The organism is Citrobacter sp. CRE-46, from assembly GCF_059615875.1.
In genome coordinates this window covers 3,588,660-3,610,543 of sequence record NZ_CM184341.1, presented here as the reverse complement: position 1 = coordinate 3,610,543, position 21,884 = coordinate 3,588,660, and the positions used below count along the sequence as shown (strand labels likewise).

The following is a 21,884-nucleotide window of genomic DNA, read 5'->3' as shown; positions in this document are numbered from 1 at the left end:
ATGACAAAGCCCAAGCCACTGACCCGGGGAGAACGAGAGGTTATCCGCAAACTTGCCACGGTGATTGTCTGCGCTGACGTTGAGGTCAACATGATCGCCAAATTTTATGAAGAGAAACTGGGGAAGCCCTACGATCGCAACGCGCCCGACAGCTATCTCAATACCTTCCTGAACAGCGACCCGGAATGTAAACGGCTTAACCAATTGCTGAAGCGTGATATTGAAACCTGCCGCAACGACCTCGCAGAAGGTCTGGGGAGGGAGCTTGGCAAATGAACAACGTCCGACCCGTGGACGCCCCTCAAAGATAGACCTCCTTCCGGATGTGGTTCGCGACCAGCTGCACCAGCTGCTGCGCGACAAACGTCACACCCAGGAAGAAATCCGCGAAGCCATCAACGACCTGATAGCTGAGCACAACCTGCCGGAGGACATGAAACTCTCCCGCACCGGTCTGAACCGCTATGCCAGCCGTATGGAAGAGTTCGGCTCTAAAATCCGCGCCTCCCGTGAGATGGCTGAAATCTGGGCTGGCAAACTGGGCTCAGCGCCGACCTCTGACGTCGGCAAGCTGCTGATGGAGTTTGTGAAAACGCTGGCGTTTGAAACCTCCATGTCCATGGCCGAGAGCGACAACCCGGTAGAGCCAAGAGCCCTGGGGCAGCTGGCACTGGTTGCCCAGCGACTGGAAGCCGCCGCGATGGCCAGCCACAAACGTGAGAAGGAAATCCAGCAGGCCTTTGCCGAGAAAGTCGCTGCAGAGGCGGAAACCATCACCAAAAAAGCCGGGCTGTCAGCGGAGACCGCCGCTGATATTCGTCGCCAGATTCTGGGGATTGCAACATGACCTATACCCAGCAGGAACAGTTACGTAATCAGTCTGCGGCCGCGATTATTTCCGGCCGTTTTGACGCAGATCAGGTACTGCTGCCTTATCAGCGCCGGTGGATTGCGGATGATGCCCAGCTCAAGATTGCGGAGAAATCGCGCCGTACCGGTCTGACCTGGGCAGAGGCGGCTGATGCGGCACTGAATGGCTCCCTTTCTGCCAGTGCTGGCGGTAGCGATACTTTTTACGTCGGCACCACCAAGGATATGGCGCGAGAGTTTATCGATGCTTGTGCGATGTGGGCAAAGGCCTACGGTCTGGCAGCCTCTGATACCGGTGAAGAAGTGCTTAACGATGATGACAAAGATATCCTGGTCTACGTTATCAACTTTGCCAGCGGCTTCAAAATCAAGGCGCTGTCCTCCAACCCGTCGAACCTGCGTGGTATGCAGGGCAACGTCATCATTGATGAAGCCGGTTTCCAGAAAGACCTTGCAGCGGTACTCAAAGCGGCACTGGCGCTCACCATGTGGGGGGCAAAAGTCCGTCTTATCTCCACCCACAACGGTATTGAAAACCTGTTCAACACCCTGATACAGGACAGCCGCGCCGGTAAAAAACGCTATTCCGTTCACCGGGTCGATATCGAAACGGCGATTAATGAGGGGCTCTACCGGCGCATTTGCCAGGTAAAAAAAGACACCTGGTCTGCGGAGAAAGAAGCGGAATGGCTGACTAACCTGCTGAGTGATACGGCCACCGAGGAAGATGCCCGGGAAGAATATTACTGTGAGCCGAAGAACGGCGGTGGCACGTATCTGCCACGCTCGATACGTGAACGAGCGGCTCGCGGCTCCGGCCCCGTTCTGCGCTTCACCGGAACGGCTGCGTTCAATGCCACGCCCGAAGGGATTCGTGCGAGAGAGATGCAGGAGTGGATTGAGAAGGCCATTCAGCCTGAGCTGGATAAGCTTCCGCAAAATCTCCGACACTGCCTCGGAGAAGACTTCGCCCGCTCCGGCCACTTGACGGTTTACGCCCCGATGACGGTCAATGATGACACCACCCGTATCGTGCCGTTCCTGGTGGAACTGGCCAACGTGCCCTACAAGCAGCAGGAGCAGGTGCTGTTTTATATCTGCGATCGCCTTCCCCGCAGGGATGGCATCAAGCTCGATGGCCGTGGGAACGGTAACTATCTGGCCGAGCAGGCTGCTGAACGTTATGGCGATGAGGTTGAAGTGGTCATGCCTTCCGTTGGCCACTATCGGGAGAACATGCCGCGCTTTAAATCGGCCTTTGAAGACGACGAAATGGTGCTGCCTAAGCATGAAGATGTTATCAGCGACCTCGGGCAAATCGTCATCCAGCGCGGTACGCCGGGAATTGATGACCGGGAGAATACCGGCAGTGATGGCCACAAGCGCCACGGTGACAGCGCCTATGCCATCTTCCTGGCGTTCCTGGCCAGTAAAGAAGAGTGCCGTCGGTATGAGCTGCACCGTCTCAATAAAACCCGGGATACCAGACACCGTCCGGACGGCGATGACGATCGCCGTCAGATGCATCTGACCCGGGGTCTTAAAAATCAGCGGGGATTACTCTGATGCTTAAACAACTTGCCGGCGCGGTTCGCCGCCTTCTGCACCCCGCGACAGGGGATGCTGTTGTCGTCAATGACACTGATATAACAGAGGCTGAGGCGCGCGGCCGCAGTATGAGCGTCCGCCGTCCTTCATCGGGGGTCAGCGTGGCCAGCACCTTATCCCCGAGCCGTCTGGCGGGAATACTGCGCAATGCCGCCGACGGAAATGCCCGTGATTACTTCATCCTGGCAGAAGAGATGGAGGAGCGGGACCTCCATTACGCCAGTGTGCTTCGTACCCGCAAACTGACGGTGGCGGGAATTGTGCCAACGGTGGTCGCCGCCAGTGATGATGACAACGACGTGCAGCTCGCTGACGCAGTACGCCACCTGATGGAGCAGCCGCAGGTGCCTGAGCTGCTCTTCGACCTGCTTGACGGGCTGGGCAAAGGCGTCAGTGTCTGTGAAATTCTGTGGAATACGCGGGAGGCGATGTGGAAGCCCCGTGATTATGAGTGGGTGGACCAGCGTTTCCTGAAGCCAGACCTCGATACCCTGCGCGAGTTCCGGCTTATTACCGAGAAGGAGCCTGTCGAGGGTGAGCCACTGAATCCGGGCAAGTACATTGTTCATCAGCCCCGCCTGAAGTCTGGCCTGCCGCTACGCAACGGGCTGGCCCGTCTGGTTGCCGTGATGTACATGCTGAAGTCATTCACCGTGCGGGACTGGTGGGCGTTTGGCGAGAAATTTGGTCTGCCTATGGTCGTCGGACGATACGGTAACAATGCCAGCCCTGAGCAAATCCGCACGCTCATAGATGCCATTGCCTCACTGGCGTCTGATGCCGGCTGCGCCATTCCTGAGAGCATGAAGCTCGACATGGTGGAGACGGCGAGCCGTACCGGCGGTGGCGCACTGTTCAAAGAGATGGCCGACTGGTGTGATGCCCAGACCAGTAAAGCGGTGCTGGGCCAGACCATGACCACCGATGACGGTAGTTCCCGGGCACAGGCCGATGTGCATGACAGGGTGCGCATGGACATTGCGCGTTGGGATGCGCGGCAACTGGCGGACACGCTCAATGAGTTTCTGGTACGCCCCTTCATCCAGTTCAACTATGGTCCCCAGGAAAACTACCCGCGTATCGAGCTGCGACTCAGCGAACCTGAAGACCTGAAGGCATTCGTGGATGCACTGACCCCGCTGATTGACCGGGGGATGAAGGTTCAGGAGTCGGAAATTCGTGACAAGTTTGGTCTGGCAGAGCCGGAAGCCGGTGCAACGGTTCTGGCACCGTCAAGTACCTTTACCGCGTTCGCCTCTGCAACGGCTTTGAATCGCGAGCAAATTGCCCTCAACCGCAGCCAGGAAGATGATATTGATGCTCTGGTGGCCGAAGGCCTCAAAGACTGGGCGCGTACCGGTGATGCCTTCACCAGTCCGGTGCTGCAACTGGTGAACGAGGTGGACACTTTTGATGAGTTCCTTGCCCGCCTGCCGGAGCTGCAGCAGTCACTGAAGCCGGATGAGTTCGTGCAGCAGCTGGCGCTGCTGAGTTTTAAAGCCCGTGCACTGGGAGATGTTAACGATGGCTGAACCGTCCATTGCCCCGAAGGAAGCACTCGCCTGGCTGAAGTCCAAAAACCTGAAGCCGGGGTTTGATTATCGCGATGTCTGGCGTGACGAGCAGAGCGTCGGCTTTACCGTGGCAAAGATGACCCAGCTCGATTTGCTGCAGGATGTGAAGACGATCCTGGAGGAGGCGCTGGAGAACGGGCAGACCTTTGCGCAGTTTCGTGAAACGCTCAAACCCCTGCTGGTGAAACGTGGGTGGTGGGGTATGCAGATGATGGATGACCCGCTGACGCAGGAGACCAGAGCAGTGCAGCTTGGCAGCGACAGACGCCTGCGTACCATTTACGACACTAACATGCGCACGGCTCGCAGCGCGGGCCAGTGGGAGCGTATCGAGCGCACCAAACGTGCCATGCCCTATCTGCTTTACACGCTGGGTCCGTCGCGCGAGCACCGGCACGAACACCAGCAATGGGCTGACCTCTGCCTGCCAGTCGATGACCCCTTCTGGGCTACGCACATCGGCCCCAACGGCTGGGGCTGTAAATGCGGGGTGCGACAGGTCAGTAAGTATGAGTACCAGCAACTGCAGCAGAATGGCGTCACCCGCACCGTGCAGCAGCTCGATGACAACGGCAAACCGACAGGCCATGTCACGCGCAGTTCTGTGCCGGTGCGTACCGAAGCACCGCCAGTCAAACGGGTGAAATGGCTGAACAAACGCACCGGTGAAGAAGATATGGTGCCGGAGGGTATCGACCCGGGCTGGGACTACAATCCCGGCACAGGCCGCCGGGTGGAGCTTGAGCGCCAGCTGCAGATGAAACAGCAGGCCTTTGACGCAGGTGAGTAAGCGAAGCGGTAACGCACCTGAATCGCTCATGGTGACGTTATCGCGCTTTATGATACGATGACGTTCTGAAATTTTCTTAAACGCTTACAGCGATTTTTAAACGGGTTTTAAACGGGGTTCCCCGTCTCGTATACAGTGAAGCCGGTAAATCCGGCTTTTATTTTCCCTTCCGCATACTGTCCGTACCCTTTTTCAACGGACAGCATCATGAGCAAACTGCTCCCGCAAATCGAACTTCTGGCTCTCTGTTTCGAACTGCCATCGGCTGACGATGACGCGCCGCTGCCTGAGTGGCTGCCGATGATACCGGCGGGCACGTTCGCCGGCCGCGATGGTCGCTCCTGGGTGAACAACCAGCCCGACGCGGTTATCAGTGCCACCCTGAGCTATCCAAAGCTTCCGTTTGATATGGAACACGCCACCGAGCTGAAAGGCCCAAAGGGCGAAGAAGCCCCTGCGTATGCCTGGCTTGACGACTATCGCGTCCGCGATGACGGCGTCATAGAAGCACACGTCGAATGGACGCCCGATGGTGAAGCACTGGTCCGTGGCAAGAAGTACCGCTATTACAGCCCTGCATTTGGTTATACCGCCGACGGTCAGGTGACCCGCATTTCCAGCGCGGGCCTGACCAACAAACCCAACCTTGATTTTCCTGCCCTTAACTCGGAGAACCACGAGATGACCGTACCTGTCCAGATTGTGACGGTGCTGGGACTCGCTGCTGCTGCGTCTGTCGATGACGCGGTAAAAGCCATCCAGCAAATTAAAGACCGCGAAACGGTGGCGCTGAACCGCGCTGAAAACCCGGACCTGTCGAAGTTCATTCCTGTCGAGACGCACCAGCTGGCGCTCAACCGTGCCGAGAGCGCGGAAGGCAAACTGAAAGTGCTGGACGATAAGGCTGCAGTTGCTCTGGTGGATGCCGCCATTGCCGACGGCAAGGTCGCCCCGGCCAATCGCGAGATGTACCTCGCCACCTGTCGCAGTGAGGCGGGTCGTGAACAGTTCGCGAGCTTCGTGAAGACTGCCCCGGTACTGGTCAGCGCAGACCCGACTAAGGGCAAGGACGACAAAGGCAACGTCACCCTGAATGAAGCCGAGATTGCCATGTGCCGTTCCATGGGGGTCACCCAGGAAGAGTTTCTCGCCGCCCGTAATAAAGAAGGAGCCCGTTAATGGCCGTCACGATTGATGCAAGCATTCTTAATGCCCTCAGCACGTCCCTGAGTGCTGCCTTTACACGTGGTGTGGGGCGTATCACTCCTCAGTTCCGCTCGGTAGCAACGGTGGTGCCGAGCAGCGGCGCATCCAACACCTATGGCTGGCTCGATGATTTCCCGGGAATTAAAGAATGGGTCTCCACCCGTCAGCTTCTGACGTTAAAAGAGATGGGTTACAGCATCACCAACAAGACCTGGGAAAGCTCCATCAAGGTCAAGCGTGAAAAAATCGAAGATGACCAGCTTGGTCAGTACTCGGTTATCGCTGAACAGTTTGGTCGCAGCGTCACCATGTTCCCTGATTCGCTGGTCTTTAAGCTGCTGTGCGACGGTTTCACCACGACCTGTTTCGACGGTCAGTATTTCTTTGACAGCGATCACCCTGTTGGTACAGGCACAGCCAGCAACGTTGTCGGCACGCCAGCGACAGATACCGGTGAATCCTGGTTCCTGGTGGATGCCACTCAGGCATTGCTGCCGATCATCTTCCAGGACCGCCGCCCGTTTGATTTCAAGGCGCTGGATGACCTGGACAATGAACATACGTTTACTAACAACGAATTTCTGTTCGGCACCGATGGTCGCTGCAACGTGGGCTATGGATTCTGGCAGACCGCAGTAGGCTCTAAAGCCGCCCTGACCACGGAGAACTATGAAGCAGCAGTCTCCGCAATGCTCAGCCTGACCAAGTCCAATGGTGAGCCACTGGGCGTATCTCCGACGTTGCTGGTTGTCGGTAAGGGTAACCGTGCTGCGGCGAAAAAACTGATTGAAGCCGTCAACAACGACGCTGGCGCATCCAACATCTACTACAAAGACGTGGATGTGCTGGTCTCCCCTTACGTGAAATAACACGTAATTACGTAACCCATTACGTCACTCGCGTTTAACCGGTCTTTAAGGCCGGTTAAACCGGACTCTAAGAGGATGGAATTGTGAGTGGAAAGAAAACAAAAGCAGCGGGTCAGCAAGTCACTGAAAACAGCTCTGGCAAGGCATCACCGACGGAAGTGGCATCGGTTGTTGTTACTGACAGTCCGGGACATGAGTCGCCAGTCGTCCTGTCAGGGCATTATCTTCCGGTGGGTTCACAACCCGTCAGCGTCCAGACAGGTGTAAGCGAGTCGGCAAAACCCCACGCACTTGTGCCTGACACCTATGATGTCGTAGCTCTTGAGGTTCGTGCCGTACGTGATACCGGCTTTTATCGCTGCGGACGCTTCTGGCCCCGTGAGCCAGTACATGTCTTTGCAAGCGATGACCCACTGGCGGATAACGCAGCCAACAATGCCCACTCTGGCATCCAGGCTGACTGCTTCATCAGCCATGAAGATGCTGCGCGTCTGAAGGCCGAGCCGATGCTGGTCGTGACAGTACTCGATGCAGTGGCGGAGCAACAATAATGGGCATTTACGTCACCCGGGACGACCTGCTGGCAGTGGACGGGTCTCTGGTCTGGAACATGGCCATTGACAAATCCACGCAGCAGCTGGACGAAGCGAAGATTGAAACGGCCATTGATGATGCTGACGCAGAGATTAATTCGTTTCTGGCGAAGCGTTTTCAGCTTCCGCTGAATATCGCCCCGATCCCGCGTCCACTTCATCGGGTGGCGGTGTCCATTGCGATTTACTGGCTGTCCGAACGCGACAGCCAGATTACCGACCTCATCCAGAAGCGCTACGACGAGGCCATCCGCACGCTGAAGGAGATAGCCAACGGAACACGTGACCTCGGCCTGCCGGTGGCTTCGCAACCCCCGGAAACCGACAGCGGCAAAATCATCATCGTGTCGGATAACGAACGTCTGTTTACCCGCAACAAGCTGCGTGGGGTGCTGTAATGGCGATTTCCGTTGAGGTCATGGGCGCTGAAAAGCTGGCGCAAATCCGCCTGGCCATCGAGAAACTCTCTGACAGCTCACTGCAGGCAGAGCTTCTGGAGAGCATCGGAGCGGTTGTGGAATCCCAGACCCGCCGGCGAATCAGTGATGAGAAGACCAGCCCGGCCGGTGAAAAATGGCAGGACTGGTCTGAGGATTACCGCAAAACCCGGCATGGCAATCAAAGTCTGCTGCAGGGCGACGGTGGTCTGATGGACAGCATCCAGTACATTGTCGAACGCGGCCGGGTTCGTGTTGGTTCACCGCTCGCCTACGCCGCCGTCCACCAGGATGGCTTTGCTGGCAGCGTTTCCGTCAGTGCTCATAAGCGCCTCATCACGCAGGCTTTTGGCCGTGCCCTGAAGCACGGCGTCTGGCAGTCCGTCGGCGCTCACAAACGACAGATGGATATGCCGCAGCGCGAGTATCTCGGGCTGTCATCTGAAAACTCTGAAGAACTGATGCACGTCATCGGTGACTTCTGGCAGGGAGTACTTCCATGAACCAGCGTCCCCCACTGCTGACGACAGGTAGCACCATTGCGGCCGCAGAAAACATTGTGGCCTGGCTTAAACCTGCATTGCTGGGCGATAACCCGGACCAGGTGAAACTCATTGAGCGCCACATCGGCCAGTTCAACACCCCGGCGGAGGTGAAAACTTACCTCACAGATCGTGATGGCTGCATTCGCATTGCGGCCCTGCGTATCCGCAACATCCGCCAGCGTGCCGGCGGCACGATCGGTGATGTGACCTGGGCGGCCTACATCATGGCCACCGATTCATGGGCGCATCCCCGCGATACCCGCTGCGAAGTCCTGGTCGGCAAGCTGGCCCGTCGTATCGCCTCCCGGGAGGCGTCATCCGGTATGAAAGCGGAGCGTGCCGCCAGCACCATCAGTGCTGACAATATCTACTCCCCTGGCCTCAACGAACTGGGGCTGACCATGTGGGCAGTGACATGGGAACAGGAGTTCCGGCTGGATGAAGAGATCGACATTAGCGCACTGCCGGACTTCCTGCGACTGGGGGCAACGCTCGCAGTGAATGGTGGCGCAACCAAAATTGACGGTGTGATTAACGTAAGGGAGCAGAACCCATGAACCACCTGATTAAACCTGCCCGTGAAGGCCTGCGGGTCCGTAAATCCAATGGCGAGCATCTGAAGCCTGAGGGTGAAAACCTGCCGATGAGTGCCTGGTGGCACCGTCGCCAGGCGGAAGGTGATGTGACCGTCACCGATATCGCTGAGCCGGTTACGGCTGAGACCCAGAAACGTAAAGCCGTGGAGAAATAACAATGGCACTTGGCAGCATTCCTGATGATATCCGCGTCCCGCTGGTATACATCGACATCGACAATTCACAGGCAATGAGCAGTGCGCCGGCGCAGTCCCGCAAAGTGATTGTTATTGGACATCAGGGCTCAGCCGGCACGGCAGCGGCACTGACCCAGCATCGCATCACCAGCGACGGCATGGCGGAAACGCTCTATGGAAAAGGCTCCCAGCTCGCTGAAATGCTGAAAATCCACCGCAAGGCAAACAGCTATACCGAGACCTGGGCTATGGGTGTTGCAGACCTGACAACCGGCGCGGCCGCAAAAGCCACAGTGGCAGTGGTCGGCACAGCGACGGCCGCCGGGACGGTGGCGCTGATGATTAATGGCGTATCGGTTCAGGTGGGTGTTGAGAAAGGCGATGATCGTGAACATGTCGCCACGGCCATTATCGATGCGGTAACAAAACTGGCCTCCACCCAGGTGACTGCAGCGCTCAAGGCCACCACGACGGACACGGTTGAGCTTACTGCCAACTGGAAAGGTGTCAGCGCCAACGGCATGGATGTACGCCTGAATTACTATACCGGCGAGCAGCTGCCTGCGGGGATTAATATCACCCTGACCGGCTTTGCCGGCGGAACGGGAACCCCGGATATCACGGCTGTCGTGGCAGCGCTCGGTGATGACTGGTACACCGATATTGAGTTTGCCTTTAACGACACCCAGAGCCTCGACAAAATACGCGATGAGCTGGTTGTGCGCTGGGGACCTCTGAAGATGATTGAGGCCCAGCTCTGGGCAGGCTATCGCGGAACGCACGCTGAGAGCGGTACGTTCGGTGATGCCCGTAATGACTGGCTGATTTCCTGCATGTCCACCAACCTGGCTCCACAGCCACACTGGCTCTGGGCTGCATCCTACGGTGGCATCGCATCCTACTATCTGGCCATCGACCCGGCCCGCCCGCTGCAGACGCTGGTTCTGCCAGGCATTCTCCCGCCGGCGAAAGAAGTTCGCTGGGATATGCAGGAGCGTAACCTGCTGCTGCATGACGGCATGGCCACCCACTTTGTTGACGCCGGCGGCAACGTCTGCATTGAGCGTGAAATCACCATGTTCCGGGTGAACCAGTATGGTGATCCGGATACGTCATACCTGGATGTGCAGTCGCCGGCAACGCTCGGACGCATCCGTTACATCATCAAAAACCGCTTCTCCAGTCGCTATCCCCGCCACAAACTCGCCGGTGATGACGTGCTGGAGCTGCTCGACCCGGGTCAGCCAGTAATGACACCGAAGATTGCCCGCGCCGAATTGCTGGATATCGCGCTGACCGAACTGGTGCCGGCAGGTCTGGTGGAAGACTTCGACGACTATAAAGAAACACTCGACGTCGATATCGACGGCAGCGATGCCAACCGCCTGAACTTCGTGGCACATCCTAACCTGGTCAATCAGCTCCGTGTGCTGGCCGGCCTTATTCAGTTTAAACAGTAAGGAAGAATTATGGCGACAATCCTTGGGATGGCATCCATCCGAATTAACGGGCGTGAGATTAAGACAGAAGGTAAATCCACCCTCAATCCTGGTGGTTTTGCCCGTACCCAGCATATGGGCGGCGGTAAGGTCTGGGGCCTTTCCCGCAAGATGGCGGCCCCTTCCATCAAGCTGACTATTGCCGCTGCAGATGACATGGACGTGATTGAAATCAGTGGCTGGGAAGAGGTAACGGTCATGTTCGAAGGTGATAATGGCCTCAATTATATGATGACCGGCTCAGCCACTGACAATCCGGCAGAACTGGACGAAGATGCCGGCACCATCAGTGCCAACTTCATTGGCACCAAACTGGTGAAGGTGTAAGCCATGGCACAGATGAGCGTCAAACTGAAGTATGGTTTTGTCACAGGTAAAGGCACAGAAGACGAGGCACGCCACACCAGTGTTACCTTCCGTGAACTGACGTCAGAAGATGTCATTAATTCCCAGTTGGCAGCTGAGCGTGTGGTTATCGGTGAAAATGGCAAGGCCGTCGCTTACTGCTCTGAGGTGCTTATGGGACTTGAGATGCTGCGCCGTCAGATTCTGAGTGTTGGCACGATTCCTGGGCCGCTGTCTGTCAAACAACTGTATTCCTTCCATCCTGAGGATCTGGAGTTACTCACAGAAAAAGCGGGTGCAATGGATGACTTACTGGCGGAGACCGGCAAGCGGGGGCGACCTGATGCCGCTGGCGACGGCGCTCAGTAGTCTCATCGTCAATCTTTCACAGCGCTTTGATATTAACCACCTCCAGCAGTTGCCCTTGCGGCAACTGCTTCGTCTGACAGACCAACTGAGGAAGCAACATGGCAAGCCGCCTCACCACTGAAATCCTCATTAACCTGGCCGGGAACCTGACGGCCAAGGCCCGCCAGTACGGTGCCAATATGTCCGAGTTCGCCCGCCGCAATGAACGGGCCATGTCCGTCGTTAAGGCCACCACCGCCGCTGCAGGACGTGGCCTTGATGCGCTGGGTAATCGCTATACAGGCATGATTGCCGGTTTTGCGGGCGGAGCCATGCTGCGTGAATTTGCCCAGACAGATCGTCGCATCACGCGCATGGGCCTTGCAGCAGAAAAAACGCGTGCCGAAATGGCGCAAATTTTTAGCGGTATTCAGGATTCGGCTATCAAATTCCGGGTTGATGATAGCGAGGTCACCAGTGCTGTTGAAAAAATTGGTACTGTCACCGGTGATATTGATTTTGGTGTCAAGAATAAAGACAACCTTGCTGCTTCAATAGCAGCCTCAGGTGGCACTGGGGAGTCCATTGGGGGGTTGTTCGCTCAATTTCCAAAATTTCAGGTGACGAGTGAAAAACAAACACTTGAGGCGATGGACACCCTGAATAAACTGGGAAAGGAAGGTGCATTTGAGTTAAAAGATATCGCTGAAAAAGGGGTTCGCGCATTTTCAATGTATTCTGCTGCGGGCGGTAAAGGTGTAAAGGGTATTAAGGATGTCGGTGTTGCAATGGAATCTGCAATTGATGCCACCGGCGATCGTGATACGGCTGCCACTGCTGTTGAAAATCTTATCCGTGATTTGCAAGCACCGAAAGTTGTTAAGGAGTTGGGGCGTAATGGTATTAACGTCTTCGGTAATGATGGGAAAATGCGCTCACTTCCTCAATTAATGGAGGAAGTAGCTAAGCGTTCTGGTAATAAAGGAGCCAAAGAACAAAATAAACGTCTGGTCGAAGCCGGTTTTAATCAGGACAGTATTCTTTTACTAAGTAGTGTGACAACTGGTAAAGGTGCTGAAAATCTTAAGCGATATAACGGCGTTGTAGCTGATGGTTCAGGTATTTTATCTGATGCCAAATATGCTGCTCAGGATTTCACGTCCGCCATGACCAGCCTGAATGTGACTTGGAAAAAATTCACCAACAGTAATCTGGCAAAGCCCGTGCAGGAACTGGCTGATGCTTTGAATTCTGTTGACCAGGAAACAGTCCAGCGCAGGCTGGAAATTGGCAAAAATATCACTATTGCAGTTGGCGGTATTATTGCGGCACGCAAAGCCTTTCAGTTAGGGAAAGGTGCCTTGGATATACTTGGCGTTGGTAAAGGCAAAGGTATACCAAAAGGTGTTTCTGATGTATTTGGTTCAGGAGTTATGCCTGTATATGTTGTGAATATGGGCAAAGGAGGCATTGGAGGGCCTGGGGATTTTATCCCGAATGAACCTGGATATGATCCTAAAAATCAAAAACCTCGTGGTCGATTTGGTAATGCATTCTCTGCTATCGGAACAACATTATTAATGTCGTCAATTCCGTATCTTGATGAAGAACCTAATATTTCTGACAATGATAAAGCTGGAATGATTAAATGGGCCCAGGATAGAGCAAAAGGTCCATCTGTCTGGGATAAAGTTCTTGGCTGGTTTTCGTCTGCAGGTAATGATCCACAAATCACCGATCCACGACCATGGGCAAGCCTGCAGCCACAGAATCAATCTCCGACTTATCCTGCGTTTACTTTGCAGCCTCTGAAGGGGGAAATTCGTGTGGTGGTCGAAGGTGAAGCCCGCGTGAAGAGCGTCAAAATGGACCGCCCCGGCATCACGCTCAGTGCACAATCTGGTGTCTCTAACGTGGAGCAAAACTGATGGTTAAAGGTGAATGGGAATCTCTGCTTGAGGCATCATTCCGAAATGTAGCCTTCTATCTCGTTGATAATGAGGGCACCAGCGGGCGTAGGGCAATCCCCCGAGCATACCCCAAAAAAGAAGTCGGCTGGACCGAGGACAACGGTGCCGTGCTCACCCAGCAACAGATTAATGGCAAGCTACTCGGGAAGAACTTTCAAAAGCAATTAGAAGCCCTTTTAAACGCCCTGAACACCCCCGGGCCCGGAGAGCTTGTACACCCATGGTTTGGGATTGAGAAAGTCCAGGTAGGTAAGGTTTCGCACCGCCTGAGCACTGAAGAAGGTGGCATTGCCTTTATTTCTTTCGAAGTATTTGAAGCGGGCGAACGCCTGTTCCCGGCTCCCAGAGAGAATACCAGCCTGACTTCCCTCAGTGCAGCCGATGCCGTGAAAGAGGCGCTGGCCAATGGTGATTACTTTGCCGCTCTCGACGGGCTGGGTGACATGACCGACACCCTTCTCGATGACATGCAGGGTCTGGTAATGAACCTGCCGACGATCCCCTCAGGGCTGACTGACTGGGTGGACCGTGCGAGTCGTTTCAAGGACCTCGCGGGTGTCATCATCGCAAAACCCGGTGAGCTGGTTCGTCAGTTCACCAGTCTGGCCAGCAGTATCCGGGATATCGTGAGTGAGCCGCCATGGTCACTACGGGTTTATGATCAGCTCAAAAGCAAATGGGACGGAGAGCGTGCGGCTGAGGCTGCGACTAAAAACCTGCCGGGCGACATGACTGTCATCAGCAGTTCCCCTTCAAACGGAATCCAGGGTATTGCCAGCAGTGTGCCGGCAACGGTCATTGCACCATCCCCCGCATTGCAGGCTAACATCACCGACTTTCGTCAGATGGTGATCGTCACGTCGGTAGTAGCTCAGGCTGAAGCGGTGGCCACAATGGACTTTGCCACATCAACAGAAGCAACAGAAGCAGGTGACAAACTGGCGCAGCAGCTAGCTGAGCAGGCTGTGACAGCCGTTGAGAACGGACAGCGTGAACTGTGGCGTACTTTGCGCGATCTACGTTTTGCTGTAGTGAATGATGTGCGGGTTCGTGGTGCGCAGCTGCCTGACATTCGCCAGTTACACACCACTGTGACAACGACAGCCGCATTACTGGCATGGCGAGAAACTGGCGATACAGAGACCCGCGAAGCAATCGTCTCTCGTAACCGGCTGCGTGACCCGTCCTTCATTCTGCCATCTACCCCCATTGAGGTTATTGAGTAATGGATAATTCGCAGAAACCGGAAGCGGTGGTGCTTACCGTAGCCGGTCAGCAGTGGGATGGCTGGACGGACATGTCGGTTACCAGTTCGCTGGACGCTATAGCCGGTGAGTTTGATCTGACCATCACCACACAGTGGTCTGAAGCGGCCCCGCGAACCATCAAGGAAGGCTTACCCTGCTCCGTGACCATTGGCGCTGATAAGGTGCTAAACGGCTACATCGACGATTTTATTCCGAGCTATGATGCCGAAAACGTCTCCATCAGGGTGATGGGACGTGACAAGACCGGTGACCTGGTGGACAGCTCGGTAGTGCATAAATCCGGGCAGTGGAAAGGTGTTCGCATCGAGCAGCTGGCGGCTGAAATTGCGAAGCCCTATGGCATCACCGTCATCAACGAGACTGACACTGGCGAGGCCTTCCCGAGCGTGGTGCTGGAACAGGGTGAAACGGGATTTGAGCTGCTCGACAGGCTGGCTAAGCAGCGTGGTGTGCTGCTCACATCGAATGCCGACGGTAATCTGGTTATCACTCGTGCGTCGAAAAAACGCGCCTCCGTGGCGCTGGTCCTCGGTGAGAACATCCTCGCCGCTCGTGGGCGCTTCAGCTGGCGGGAGCGTGCCAGCCAGTACATCGTCAAAGGCTCATCGAGCGCCGGCGGTGCAGCATGGGATGACCAGCCTGCAAAGGTCATCGGCGGCCGTCAGGTCAGCATCGACGACGATGAAATTAACCGCTACCGTCCGAAGATACTGGTGAATGAAGACAGTCTGACGGTAGGCGGTGCCAGCACGCGTGGTGACTGGTATAAAGCCCGCATGATGGGTGAAGCCAATACCACCGAAATCACCGTCGCCGGCTGGCGCGAGAACGGCGATACTGGGCCGCTCTGGAAGACCAATCTTCTGACTGATATTCGTGACCCGATTCAAAACCTCGACACCACCTGGCTAATCAAGTCAGTGACGCTTACCGAGGGAGATGGTGGTCGCATTACAGTGCTTGCCCTGGTGCCACCGGAGTCACTCGACCTTCCTCAGACGCAGGCTAAATCCAGCGGCAAGAAGGCAAAAAAAGCAAAGGTGACCGCAACATGGGACTGAATCCGGCAAACTTCAGCCGCACGCTGAATCAGATTGGCCGACGTCTGCGACTACTCGTTGACCGCGCCGTCGTGCGTATTGTCACTGATAGCCTGGGTCGCCAGAACCTGCAGGTACAGTCGCTGGCTGATGCCATAAATGACGATGTAGAACGTTTTCAGCAGTACGGATTTACCTCTGTCCCACCTGCTGGCAGCGAGGCAATTATTCTTGCCGTTGGTGGCAGACGTGAGAGTCTGGTGGCGATTGCGGTTGAAGATAAACGCTGTCGTCCAAAAGGGCTGGCACCCGGGGACGTCTGTCTTTATCATCAGGACGGCCAGTCAATGGTTATTCTGAAGAAAGACGGAATAATCGATATAAGAGGGAAAACGGTAAATTACACCGCCGACGATTTATTTGAGATTAATAGCGCTCAACTTAAATTCGTCGGTCCTTCTGAGTTCACCGAGGATATTACTGTTAAAGGTAAACCCTTCCTCAAACATATTCATAAGGATGGCGACAATGCTGATACAACTGCGCCCCTATGACTATCGGACTGAGCTGGCAAAATCTCTTATCTCGCGGTGATATCACCATTAAACATGACGGCCTGTCGCTCGACGACGGGCTTGTCACCTTAGTCCTTATCTGTCTTTTCACCGATGCCCGTGCTGATGTCGATGACGAACTTCCTGACGGTTCAGGCGACCCTCGCGGCTGGCCCGGTGACACCTTCAGTGATTCCCCGTGGGGTTCAAAGCTCTGGCTACTTGAGCGCGAGAAGCTGACCGAGTCAGTTCGTCTGCGCGTTGAGGATTATGCCCGTCTGTCCATGCAACCACTGCTTCGTGCGGGTTATGTTCGCACTGCAGACGTCTCGGCTACGATCGCGGCCGCTGACCGCATTAACTTTACGGTGGCCCTGACGCGCCCTGACAAATCCCTGCTTACCATCCAACTGAGCCGTCGCTGGGAGGCCACCGCCAATGCCGTATAATGTACCGACATTACGCAAGATTATCGCCGACGGTGAAAGGGATATTGAGATTGAACTTAATATTCCTTTATTGCCGCCTGTGGGTGTCGAAAAAGCCATTAATGTTTCGGTCAGTAGTCAGGTGCGCGATTTATATGACCACCAGAGCTGGATTGCCGACCAGATAATTCCGTCACCGAAATCAGACGACCAGACCATTATTGATACGGCGGCATCCGAAGGGGTTATTCGCAAACAGCCGACATTTGCCACCGGTCCGGTCACCTTCACCAGCACGGCTGCGCTGCCGGTTGATACCGAAATGCAGACTGCAGGTGGTATCGTTTACCACGTTGTCAGTTCATCCCAGCCAGCGGCCGGGGCTGTCACCGTACAGGTGCAGGCGGATGAAGCCGGTGTTGCCGACAATCTGCCTGCCGGTGAGGTGCTGACGCTGCTGTCGCCACTCGCGGGAACGGACAGTAACGGTATTGTGGCCAGCGCCGGTATTACGGGCGGGGCAGATATCGAACCCATTGACGAGCTGCTGGACCGCCTGCTGTTTCGAAAGCGTAACCCACCCGTGGGCGGTGCTGTCCATGACTACGTTCTTTGGGCGCGTGAGCTGCCCGGAGTTAGTCGCGCCTGGGCCTTTGATGTATGGCACGGTTCCGGCACAGTTGGCCTTGCGTGGGTTTATGACGATCGCGCCATCATCACGCCGACTGCTGCCGACAGAACGGCTATGGAGACGTACCTTTTCCGCCACGCTGACCCGGCCACAGGGAACTATGTTGGTAAGCCCGGTGGTACTGAGGTCTGGCCGGTGGTGCTGACGCTGAAACCAGTGGCCATGTCCATAAAAATTACACCGGACAACGACTCATCACGAAGTGCTGTTCAGGTCAGCCTGGCGGCTTTGCAGAAAACCCTGTCTCCCGGTCAGAAGCTGCAGGTTTCCTCCCTGCGCACGGCAATAGGATCATCTGCCGGCGTCACAGACTACACGCTGTCGGTCACGGCTGATGTACCGGCTACAACCGAAGAGCTTATTACGATTGGGGCGATTACATGGCTCACAGCGTAGACGACTGGCTCCATGCCCTGCAGCAGGTCTTACCCCGTGGCAAAGCCTGGCCGCGTGAGATAAGCGCGGATTTAACCAAATTTGTACGGGCATTAGCACGGCGTTTAAGCCAGGCAGAGGCATCGGGTGATGCACTGCTGTCTGAGATGCGCCCTGAAACCACCTTTTTGCTTCTTCCTGACTGGGAGGCCTATCTCGGCCTGCCAGAATGCGAACTGCCAAACGGCACCGTCGAAGACCGCCGCGCGGCCGTTGTGGAGAAGTACCACCGCAAGGGAGGCCTGGCCCCATGGCAGATTGAGGATGTGGCGAAGGCGCTGGGGTTTACAGTAACGGTACGGGTGGTTCTCCCGCATCACTGTATGCGTGACTGCATGTACCCCCTGTATCCCGCGCGTTATCGCTGGCTGCTGCAGGTGGATGTCCGGGATATGCAGGGCGGCAGATTCACCTGTATGGATAACGTCATGACACCACTGTTGACTGACCGTGCCCGTAACCTTGAATGCGTGCTGTCGAAATACCGGCTGGCAGGCACTAACTATGAATACTTTTATTAAGGGGTCCGACAATGTTTCATGTCGATAATAATTCAGCCGTTCCGGTGATGCCCGCAGTAAAGCCTGTGGTCAGTGCTGTGACGTCCTTCTTTACCGAAGGCGGGAACGGCGTTCCTCCAACTTATCCGGGGCCTGACTGGTTCAATATTATCCAGAGTGAACTGTTGGCCGTTCTGGCCGCTGCGGGTATCACCCCGGACAAAGCCAACAATGTGCAGCTCCTTGCGGCGATGAGAGCGCTCTTCCTCGATACATCTCAGAACGGCGCTGATATTCAGGACAAAGCACTCTTTCTCCAAAATCTTGGTTTGTCTTCATTCGCTGATAAAGCTGCGGAAACCAAGCAGACATTTTCTTACACAGTTCAGGCAAAATATGGTTATGAAGTATTAAGCGCCGCAGGAGAGATTGTTGCAGCGCTTTATGCTGATAACCGTTCGGCGTATTTGCACTCGGTGTCAGGAAAACCGGTAACCATCCCAGATAAAGCTGGCACGATGGCTCTTGTTGATGACCTCAAGGCGGGCCTGCCTCCAATCGGAATCCCCTTTTTCTGGCCGCAGGCTGCGATGCCAAATACGGTTGTGGATGAGTGGAGCCAGATGGTGTTTTTGAAAATGAACGACACCACGTTTTCAGCTACGCAATATCCGATCCTCGCCAAAGTGTGGCCCGGTCTGAAATTAACTGACTCCCGTGGTGAGTTCATTCGTATAAACGATGATGGACGCGGTATAGACGCAGGGAGAGCGCTACTGTCCGCGCAGGGTGATGCGATACGTAATATCACAGGCGGTCTGGGGTTTGTTCCGATGGTCGGGAATGTAGATGCATATGGTGCGTTTACAGTCGGAGGATCGCAAAATATTGTAAATCTGGGCGTTGACGGAAACCCTACTACGATTGCGCAATACATGTATTTTGAGGCCGCAAAATCGGGCGTACCTGTAGCGGCAGAAAACAGACCGCGCAATATCACATTTAACCTGGTCGTGAGGGCGAAATAATGATCCCAGTTTTTGATGAAAATGGACTGGCAACTGAGTCGGGTGAAATTCGTTGTTTTTATTACACCGCTGATACCGGGGAGTATATGGGCTGGTCTGACGAATTTATCAACGTCGGCGTCAGTCTGCCTGGTAATTCCACCACGTTGGACCCAGGAGATTGTGCTGTTGGTCAGGTTTCAGTGTTCGTGAATGGGGCGTGGTCCCGACAGGAGGACAATCGCGGCACTCTCGTGTATTCAACACTAGACGGAGGCGAGCTAACGGTAGATTACATTGGAAAAATTAAAGACGGATTCGTTGCCGTTGCGCCAGCTACTCAGTTTGACAGTTGGAATGGCTCGGCGTGGGTTACTGACGAAGTAGCACAGCACGCAGCGAGGGTGTTAGCGACAGAGAATAAACGGCAGTCACTGATAACGGCGGCGCATCAATCCGTCAGTCTGCTGCAACTGAAGCTGCAAGCTGGGCGTAAATTGTCAGATGCTGAAACAGCAAGGCTCAACGAAACGCTGGACTATATCGAGGACCTGGAAGCCGTTGATGACGAAAATCCTGTATGGCCAGAGAAGACAGAATAGGAACCTTTGGTAGAACGCCGATTTAAGCCCTGTTCACCAGGGCTTTTTTACGCCATTAAAGTGTGTTTATTTTTCTCCGTCGCCGGGGTTATTTGAGAAAAAGTCGAATTTGTTAACCTGGTTTTATCTCAACGACAGAGGTAAGACTGATGATTATTGGATATGCACGCGTAAGCTCAAACCACCAGGACACAGAGATGCAGATGCTCGCCCTGCAGGCGGCTGGCTGCGAACAGATTTTCGAAGAGAAGGCCAGCGGCCGTAATACAAAGCGCCGCATCCTGCGGCAGGTGGTGGCGATGTTGCAACCTGGTGATGAGCTTGTTCTCTGGAAGCTCGACCGCATTGGCCGCGACGTTCTGCATGCACTGGTCACGTTTCAGGAGCTGCATTCCCGCAACGTCAACATCCGATCCATCACTGACGGCGTGGACCTAAAGTCAGCATCGGGACGCTACAACTTTCGCAATATTCTTTCTGCTGCTCAGTATGAGTCCGATCTGAACAGTGAGCGTACTCTTGCAGGTTTGGCCGTGGCTAGGTCTAAGGGGCGTTACGGTGGCCGTAGGCCTAAATTTATGGATGAGCACTGGGCTCAGTTCGGTGCGGCCATCAAATCGGGTATGACGCACAGGGAGGTGTCGCAAAGATTTGGTGTAGGAATGTCCACGCTGTATAAAAAATTTCCCGGAAGCAGCAATTCAACGCCGACCATGTGATCCTCTGCTCGCTGGCCGCCAGTTTAAGGCGGCTTTAAAACCGCTTAAAATCAGTATCAAATGATTTTATTTTTGCGCGAACGCGCGGTATCAAATGATTTTCAAATCAGTATCAAATGATTTCGCGCGCTATACGACAACGTAATAAATCGCCCGCGGTTGAGATGCTTGTTTATTCATTGTTTTCTCGAAGTAAATGTCTCGCAACAGGTTGAATGTGCTGTGCGAGCGTGTTTCCTTAAAGTTGTAACTTTGATACAGATCTGATTATTTTTGCAATATGCTGTCTGATTGCATAAATATACATGAATTAGATCGCGTGGTGGTATGCAAATTACGTTCTACAGTGGTGTGATTGTTTCTTAATGTGTCAATGAAATGACTATCGACGAACGCAGGCGAGGACGCTATTTTAACCTAAGCTGTGTTGCTGATTGGGCAGGCAGAACTTATGACAACGAGGACGATGATGAAAAACACCGAACTGGAACAACTGATCAATGACAAACTGAACAGCGCCGCCATTAGCGACTATGCGCCGAACGGTTTGCAGGTTGAGGGCAAAGAGACGGTGCATAAAATCGTGACCGGCGTGACCGCAAGCCAGGCTCTGCTGGACGAGGCGGTGCGCCTGCAGGCCGATGCGGTCATCGTTCATCACGGTTATTTCTGGAAAGGCGAATCTCCGGTGATTCGCGGCATGAAGCGCCATCGTCTGAAAACGCTGTTGGAAAATGATATCAACCTGTATGGCTGGCATCTGCCGCTGGATGCCCATCCGGAACTGGGTAATAACGCGCAGCTTGCCGCGCTATTGGGGATTACCGTGATGGGGGAAATTGAGCCGCTGGTACCGTGGGGTGAACTCTCTATGCCGGTTCCAGGGCTGGAGCTGGCGTCGTGGATTGAAGCGCGTCTGGGCCGTAAACCGTTATGGTGCGGTGATACCGGGCCGGAAAAGGTGCAACGCGTCGCGTGGTGTACGGGGGGCGGTCAAAGCTTCATTGATAGCGCAGCCCGGTTTGGCGTCGATGCCTTTATCACCGGTGAAGTCTCAGAGCAAACCATTCACTCTGCCCGCGAACAGGGGCTGCATTTTTATGCTGCCGGTCACCATGCGACCGAACGCGGCGGGATTCGCGCATTAAGCGAATGGCTGAATGAAAATACCGATCTGGATGTCACTTTTATTGATATTCCTAACCCAGCGTAAT

General features: G+C 54.9%; 26 protein-coding genes. All 26 read left to right on the top strand.

The annotated features are described in order from the left end of the window. The 26 genes from AC534G_RS17735 (at position 1) to ybgI (ending at position 21,883) form a co-directional block, all read left to right on the top strand. Positions 1-276: a hypothetical protein gene (locus AC534G_RS17735; protein ID WP_046275153.1), complete on the top strand. Its 276-nt coding sequence runs from the start codon at positions 1-3 to the stop codon at positions 274-276. Continuing rightward, entirely contained in the window at positions 266-847 is a 582-nt protein-coding gene (locus AC534G_RS17730; RefSeq protein ID WP_496594446.1) for a DUF3486 family protein, read from the top strand. The genes AC534G_RS17735 and AC534G_RS17730 overlap by 11 nt, the downstream gene beginning before the upstream one ends. After that, a complete protein-coding gene (locus tag AC534G_RS17725; protein WP_200019059.1) occupies positions 844-2,436 on the top strand; it encodes a terminase large subunit domain-containing protein in 1,593 nt (530 codons plus the stop codon). Before AC534G_RS17730 ends, AC534G_RS17725 begins: the two co-directional genes overlap by 4 nt. Then, positions 2,436-4,010, top strand: a complete 1,575-nt coding sequence (locus AC534G_RS17720) for a DUF935 domain-containing protein (RefSeq protein ID WP_097471211.1) — start codon at positions 2,436-2,438, stop codon at positions 4,008-4,010. Before AC534G_RS17725 ends, AC534G_RS17720 begins: the two co-directional genes overlap by 1 nt. After that, a complete protein-coding gene (locus AC534G_RS17715) occupies positions 4,003-4,842 on the top strand; it encodes a phage head morphogenesis protein (RefSeq protein WP_109862737.1) in 840 nt (279 codons plus the stop codon). Before AC534G_RS17720 ends, AC534G_RS17715 begins: the two co-directional genes overlap by 8 nt. 135 nt (positions 4,843-4,977) lie before the next feature. Continuing rightward, the gene (locus AC534G_RS17710) at positions 4,978-6,021 is read left to right on the top strand and encodes a phage protease (RefSeq protein WP_376741751.1); all 1,044 of its coding nucleotides are present in this window, start codon (positions 4,978-4,980) and stop codon (positions 6,019-6,021) included. Next, a complete protein-coding gene (locus AC534G_RS17705) occupies positions 6,021-6,917 on the top strand; it encodes a Mu-like prophage major head subunit gpT family protein (RefSeq protein ID WP_191604197.1) in 897 nt (298 codons plus the stop codon). The genes AC534G_RS17710 and AC534G_RS17705 overlap by 1 nt, the downstream gene beginning before the upstream one ends. An 83-nt stretch (positions 6,918-7,000) precedes the next feature. Further along, positions 7,001-7,468 (top strand): hypothetical protein, encoded by a 468-nt coding sequence (locus AC534G_RS17700; RefSeq protein WP_181638954.1) that lies wholly within the window; start codon positions 7,001-7,003, stop codon positions 7,466-7,468. Then, positions 7,468-7,908, top strand: coding sequence for a gp436 family protein (locus AC534G_RS17695; RefSeq protein WP_046275161.1), 441 nt, complete (start codon positions 7,468-7,470; stop codon positions 7,906-7,908). Before AC534G_RS17700 ends, AC534G_RS17695 begins: the two co-directional genes overlap by 1 nt. After that, positions 7,908-8,450: a phage virion morphogenesis protein gene (locus tag AC534G_RS17690; RefSeq protein ID WP_046275162.1), complete on the top strand. Its 543-nt coding sequence runs from the start codon at positions 7,908-7,910 to the stop codon at positions 8,448-8,450. The genes AC534G_RS17695 and AC534G_RS17690 overlap by 1 nt, the downstream gene beginning before the upstream one ends. After that, entirely contained in the window at positions 8,447-9,049 is a 603-nt protein-coding gene (locus AC534G_RS17685; RefSeq protein ID WP_496594445.1) for a hypothetical protein, read from the top strand. Before AC534G_RS17690 ends, AC534G_RS17685 begins: the two co-directional genes overlap by 4 nt. Then, a complete protein-coding gene (locus AC534G_RS17680; RefSeq protein WP_046275164.1) occupies positions 9,046-9,243 on the top strand; it encodes a DUF2635 domain-containing protein in 198 nt (65 codons plus the stop codon). Before AC534G_RS17685 ends, AC534G_RS17680 begins: the two co-directional genes overlap by 4 nt. Positions 9,244-9,245: 2 nt before the next feature. After that, positions 9,246-10,724 (top strand): phage tail sheath subtilisin-like domain-containing protein, encoded by a 1,479-nt coding sequence (locus AC534G_RS17675; RefSeq protein WP_200019055.1) that lies wholly within the window; start codon positions 9,246-9,248, stop codon positions 10,722-10,724. Between the two features lie 9 nt (positions 10,725-10,733). Then, a complete protein-coding gene (locus AC534G_RS17670) occupies positions 10,734-11,090 on the top strand; it encodes a phage tail tube protein (RefSeq protein WP_046275166.1) in 357 nt (118 codons plus the stop codon). Positions 11,091-11,093: 3 nt separating this feature from the next. After that, positions 11,094-11,477, top strand: coding sequence for a phage tail assembly protein (locus AC534G_RS17665; protein ID WP_046275167.1), 384 nt, complete (start codon positions 11,094-11,096; stop codon positions 11,475-11,477). Positions 11,478-11,575: 98 nt separating this feature from the next. Next, on the top strand, positions 11,576-13,384 hold the full coding sequence (locus AC534G_RS17660; RefSeq protein ID WP_496594444.1) for a phage tail tape measure protein: 1,809 nt from the start codon (positions 11,576-11,578) through the stop codon (positions 13,382-13,384). Continuing rightward, the gene (locus AC534G_RS17655; RefSeq protein ID WP_496594443.1) at positions 13,384-14,652 is read left to right on the top strand and encodes a DNA circularization protein; all 1,269 of its coding nucleotides are present in this window, start codon (positions 13,384-13,386) and stop codon (positions 14,650-14,652) included. The genes AC534G_RS17660 and AC534G_RS17655 overlap by 1 nt, the downstream gene beginning before the upstream one ends. Continuing rightward, on the top strand, positions 14,652-15,755 hold the full coding sequence (locus tag AC534G_RS17650; protein ID WP_164562410.1) for a phage baseplate assembly protein: 1,104 nt from the start codon (positions 14,652-14,654) through the stop codon (positions 15,753-15,755). Before AC534G_RS17655 ends, AC534G_RS17650 begins: the two co-directional genes overlap by 1 nt. Next, entirely contained in the window at positions 15,746-16,288 is a 543-nt protein-coding gene (locus AC534G_RS17645) for a phage baseplate assembly protein V (RefSeq protein WP_164562411.1), read from the top strand. The genes AC534G_RS17650 and AC534G_RS17645 overlap by 10 nt, the downstream gene beginning before the upstream one ends. Beyond that, positions 16,285-16,737 carry a phage GP46 family protein gene (locus tag AC534G_RS17640; RefSeq protein WP_164562412.1) on the top strand — a complete coding sequence of 151 codons (453 nt, stop codon included), beginning with the start codon at positions 16,285-16,287 and terminating at the stop codon, positions 16,735-16,737. The genes AC534G_RS17645 and AC534G_RS17640 overlap by 4 nt, the downstream gene beginning before the upstream one ends. Continuing rightward, positions 16,727-17,803, top strand: a complete 1,077-nt coding sequence (locus AC534G_RS17635) for a baseplate J/gp47 family protein (RefSeq protein ID WP_164562413.1) — start codon at positions 16,727-16,729, stop codon at positions 17,801-17,803. The genes AC534G_RS17640 and AC534G_RS17635 overlap by 11 nt, the downstream gene beginning before the upstream one ends. Then, positions 17,788-18,363, top strand: a complete 576-nt coding sequence (locus AC534G_RS17630; RefSeq protein ID WP_164562414.1) for a YmfQ family protein — start codon at positions 17,788-17,790, stop codon at positions 18,361-18,363. The genes AC534G_RS17635 and AC534G_RS17630 overlap by 16 nt, the downstream gene beginning before the upstream one ends. Before the next feature lie 11 nt (positions 18,364-18,374). Next, a complete protein-coding gene (locus AC534G_RS17625) occupies positions 18,375-19,370 on the top strand; it encodes a hypothetical protein (protein WP_496594442.1) in 996 nt (331 codons plus the stop codon). Then, entirely contained in the window at positions 19,370-19,951 is a 582-nt protein-coding gene (locus AC534G_RS17620) for a tail fiber assembly protein (RefSeq protein WP_496594441.1), read from the top strand. Before AC534G_RS17625 ends, AC534G_RS17620 begins: the two co-directional genes overlap by 1 nt. 149 nt (positions 19,952-20,100) lie before the next feature. After that, positions 20,101-20,670, top strand: coding sequence for a recombinase family protein (locus AC534G_RS17615; RefSeq protein ID WP_164562416.1), 570 nt, complete (start codon positions 20,101-20,103; stop codon positions 20,668-20,670). Between the two features lie 469 nt (positions 20,671-21,139). Beyond that, complete coding sequence (gene ybgI / locus AC534G_RS17610) at positions 21,140-21,883, top strand: radiation resistance protein YbgI (protein ID WP_016152273.1); 744 nt, start codon at positions 21,140-21,142, stop codon at positions 21,881-21,883. Position 21,884: the final 1 nt, after the last annotated feature.

Coding starts and splice junctions, on each gene's coding strand:
- AC534G_RS17735 (WP_046275153.1), top strand. CDS start 1: ATGACAAAGCCCAAGCCACTGACCCGGGGAGAACGAGAGGTTATCCGC.
- AC534G_RS17725 (WP_200019059.1), top strand. CDS start 844: ATGACCTATACCCAGCAGGAACAGTTACGTAATCAGTCTGCGGCCGCG.
- AC534G_RS17720 (WP_097471211.1), top strand. CDS start 2,436: ATGCTTAAACAACTTGCCGGCGCGGTTCGCCGCCTTCTGCACCCCGCG.
- AC534G_RS17715 (WP_109862737.1), top strand. CDS start 4,003: ATGGCTGAACCGTCCATTGCCCCGAAGGAAGCACTCGCCTGGCTGAAG.
- AC534G_RS17705 (WP_191604197.1), top strand. CDS start 6,021: ATGGCCGTCACGATTGATGCAAGCATTCTTAATGCCCTCAGCACGTCC.
- AC534G_RS17695 (WP_046275161.1), top strand. CDS start 7,468: ATGGGCATTTACGTCACCCGGGACGACCTGCTGGCAGTGGACGGGTCT.
- AC534G_RS17690 (WP_046275162.1), top strand. CDS start 7,908: ATGGCGATTTCCGTTGAGGTCATGGGCGCTGAAAAGCTGGCGCAAATC.
- AC534G_RS17685 (WP_496594445.1), top strand. CDS start 8,447: ATGAACCAGCGTCCCCCACTGCTGACGACAGGTAGCACCATTGCGGCC.
- AC534G_RS17680 (WP_046275164.1), top strand. CDS start 9,046: ATGAACCACCTGATTAAACCTGCCCGTGAAGGCCTGCGGGTCCGTAAA.
- AC534G_RS17675 (WP_200019055.1), top strand. CDS start 9,246: ATGGCACTTGGCAGCATTCCTGATGATATCCGCGTCCCGCTGGTATAC.
- AC534G_RS17670 (WP_046275166.1), top strand. CDS start 10,734: ATGGCGACAATCCTTGGGATGGCATCCATCCGAATTAACGGGCGTGAG.
- AC534G_RS17665 (WP_046275167.1), top strand. CDS start 11,094: ATGGCACAGATGAGCGTCAAACTGAAGTATGGTTTTGTCACAGGTAAA.
- AC534G_RS17660 (WP_496594444.1), top strand. CDS start 11,576: ATGGCAAGCCGCCTCACCACTGAAATCCTCATTAACCTGGCCGGGAAC.
- AC534G_RS17655 (WP_496594443.1), top strand. CDS start 13,384: ATGGTTAAAGGTGAATGGGAATCTCTGCTTGAGGCATCATTCCGAAAT.
- AC534G_RS17650 (WP_164562410.1), top strand. CDS start 14,652: ATGGATAATTCGCAGAAACCGGAAGCGGTGGTGCTTACCGTAGCCGGT.
- AC534G_RS17645 (WP_164562411.1), top strand. CDS start 15,746: ATGGGACTGAATCCGGCAAACTTCAGCCGCACGCTGAATCAGATTGGC.
- AC534G_RS17640 (WP_164562412.1), top strand. CDS start 16,285: ATGACTATCGGACTGAGCTGGCAAAATCTCTTATCTCGCGGTGATATC.
- AC534G_RS17635 (WP_164562413.1), top strand. CDS start 16,727: ATGCCGTATAATGTACCGACATTACGCAAGATTATCGCCGACGGTGAA.
- AC534G_RS17630 (WP_164562414.1), top strand. CDS start 17,788: ATGGCTCACAGCGTAGACGACTGGCTCCATGCCCTGCAGCAGGTCTTA.
- AC534G_RS17625 (WP_496594442.1), top strand. CDS start 18,375: ATGTTTCATGTCGATAATAATTCAGCCGTTCCGGTGATGCCCGCAGTA.
- AC534G_RS17620 (WP_496594441.1), top strand. CDS start 19,370: ATGATCCCAGTTTTTGATGAAAATGGACTGGCAACTGAGTCGGGTGAA.
- AC534G_RS17615 (WP_164562416.1), top strand. CDS start 20,101: ATGATTATTGGATATGCACGCGTAAGCTCAAACCACCAGGACACAGAG.
- ybgI (WP_016152273.1), top strand. CDS start 21,140: ATGAAAAACACCGAACTGGAACAACTGATCAATGACAAACTGAACAGC.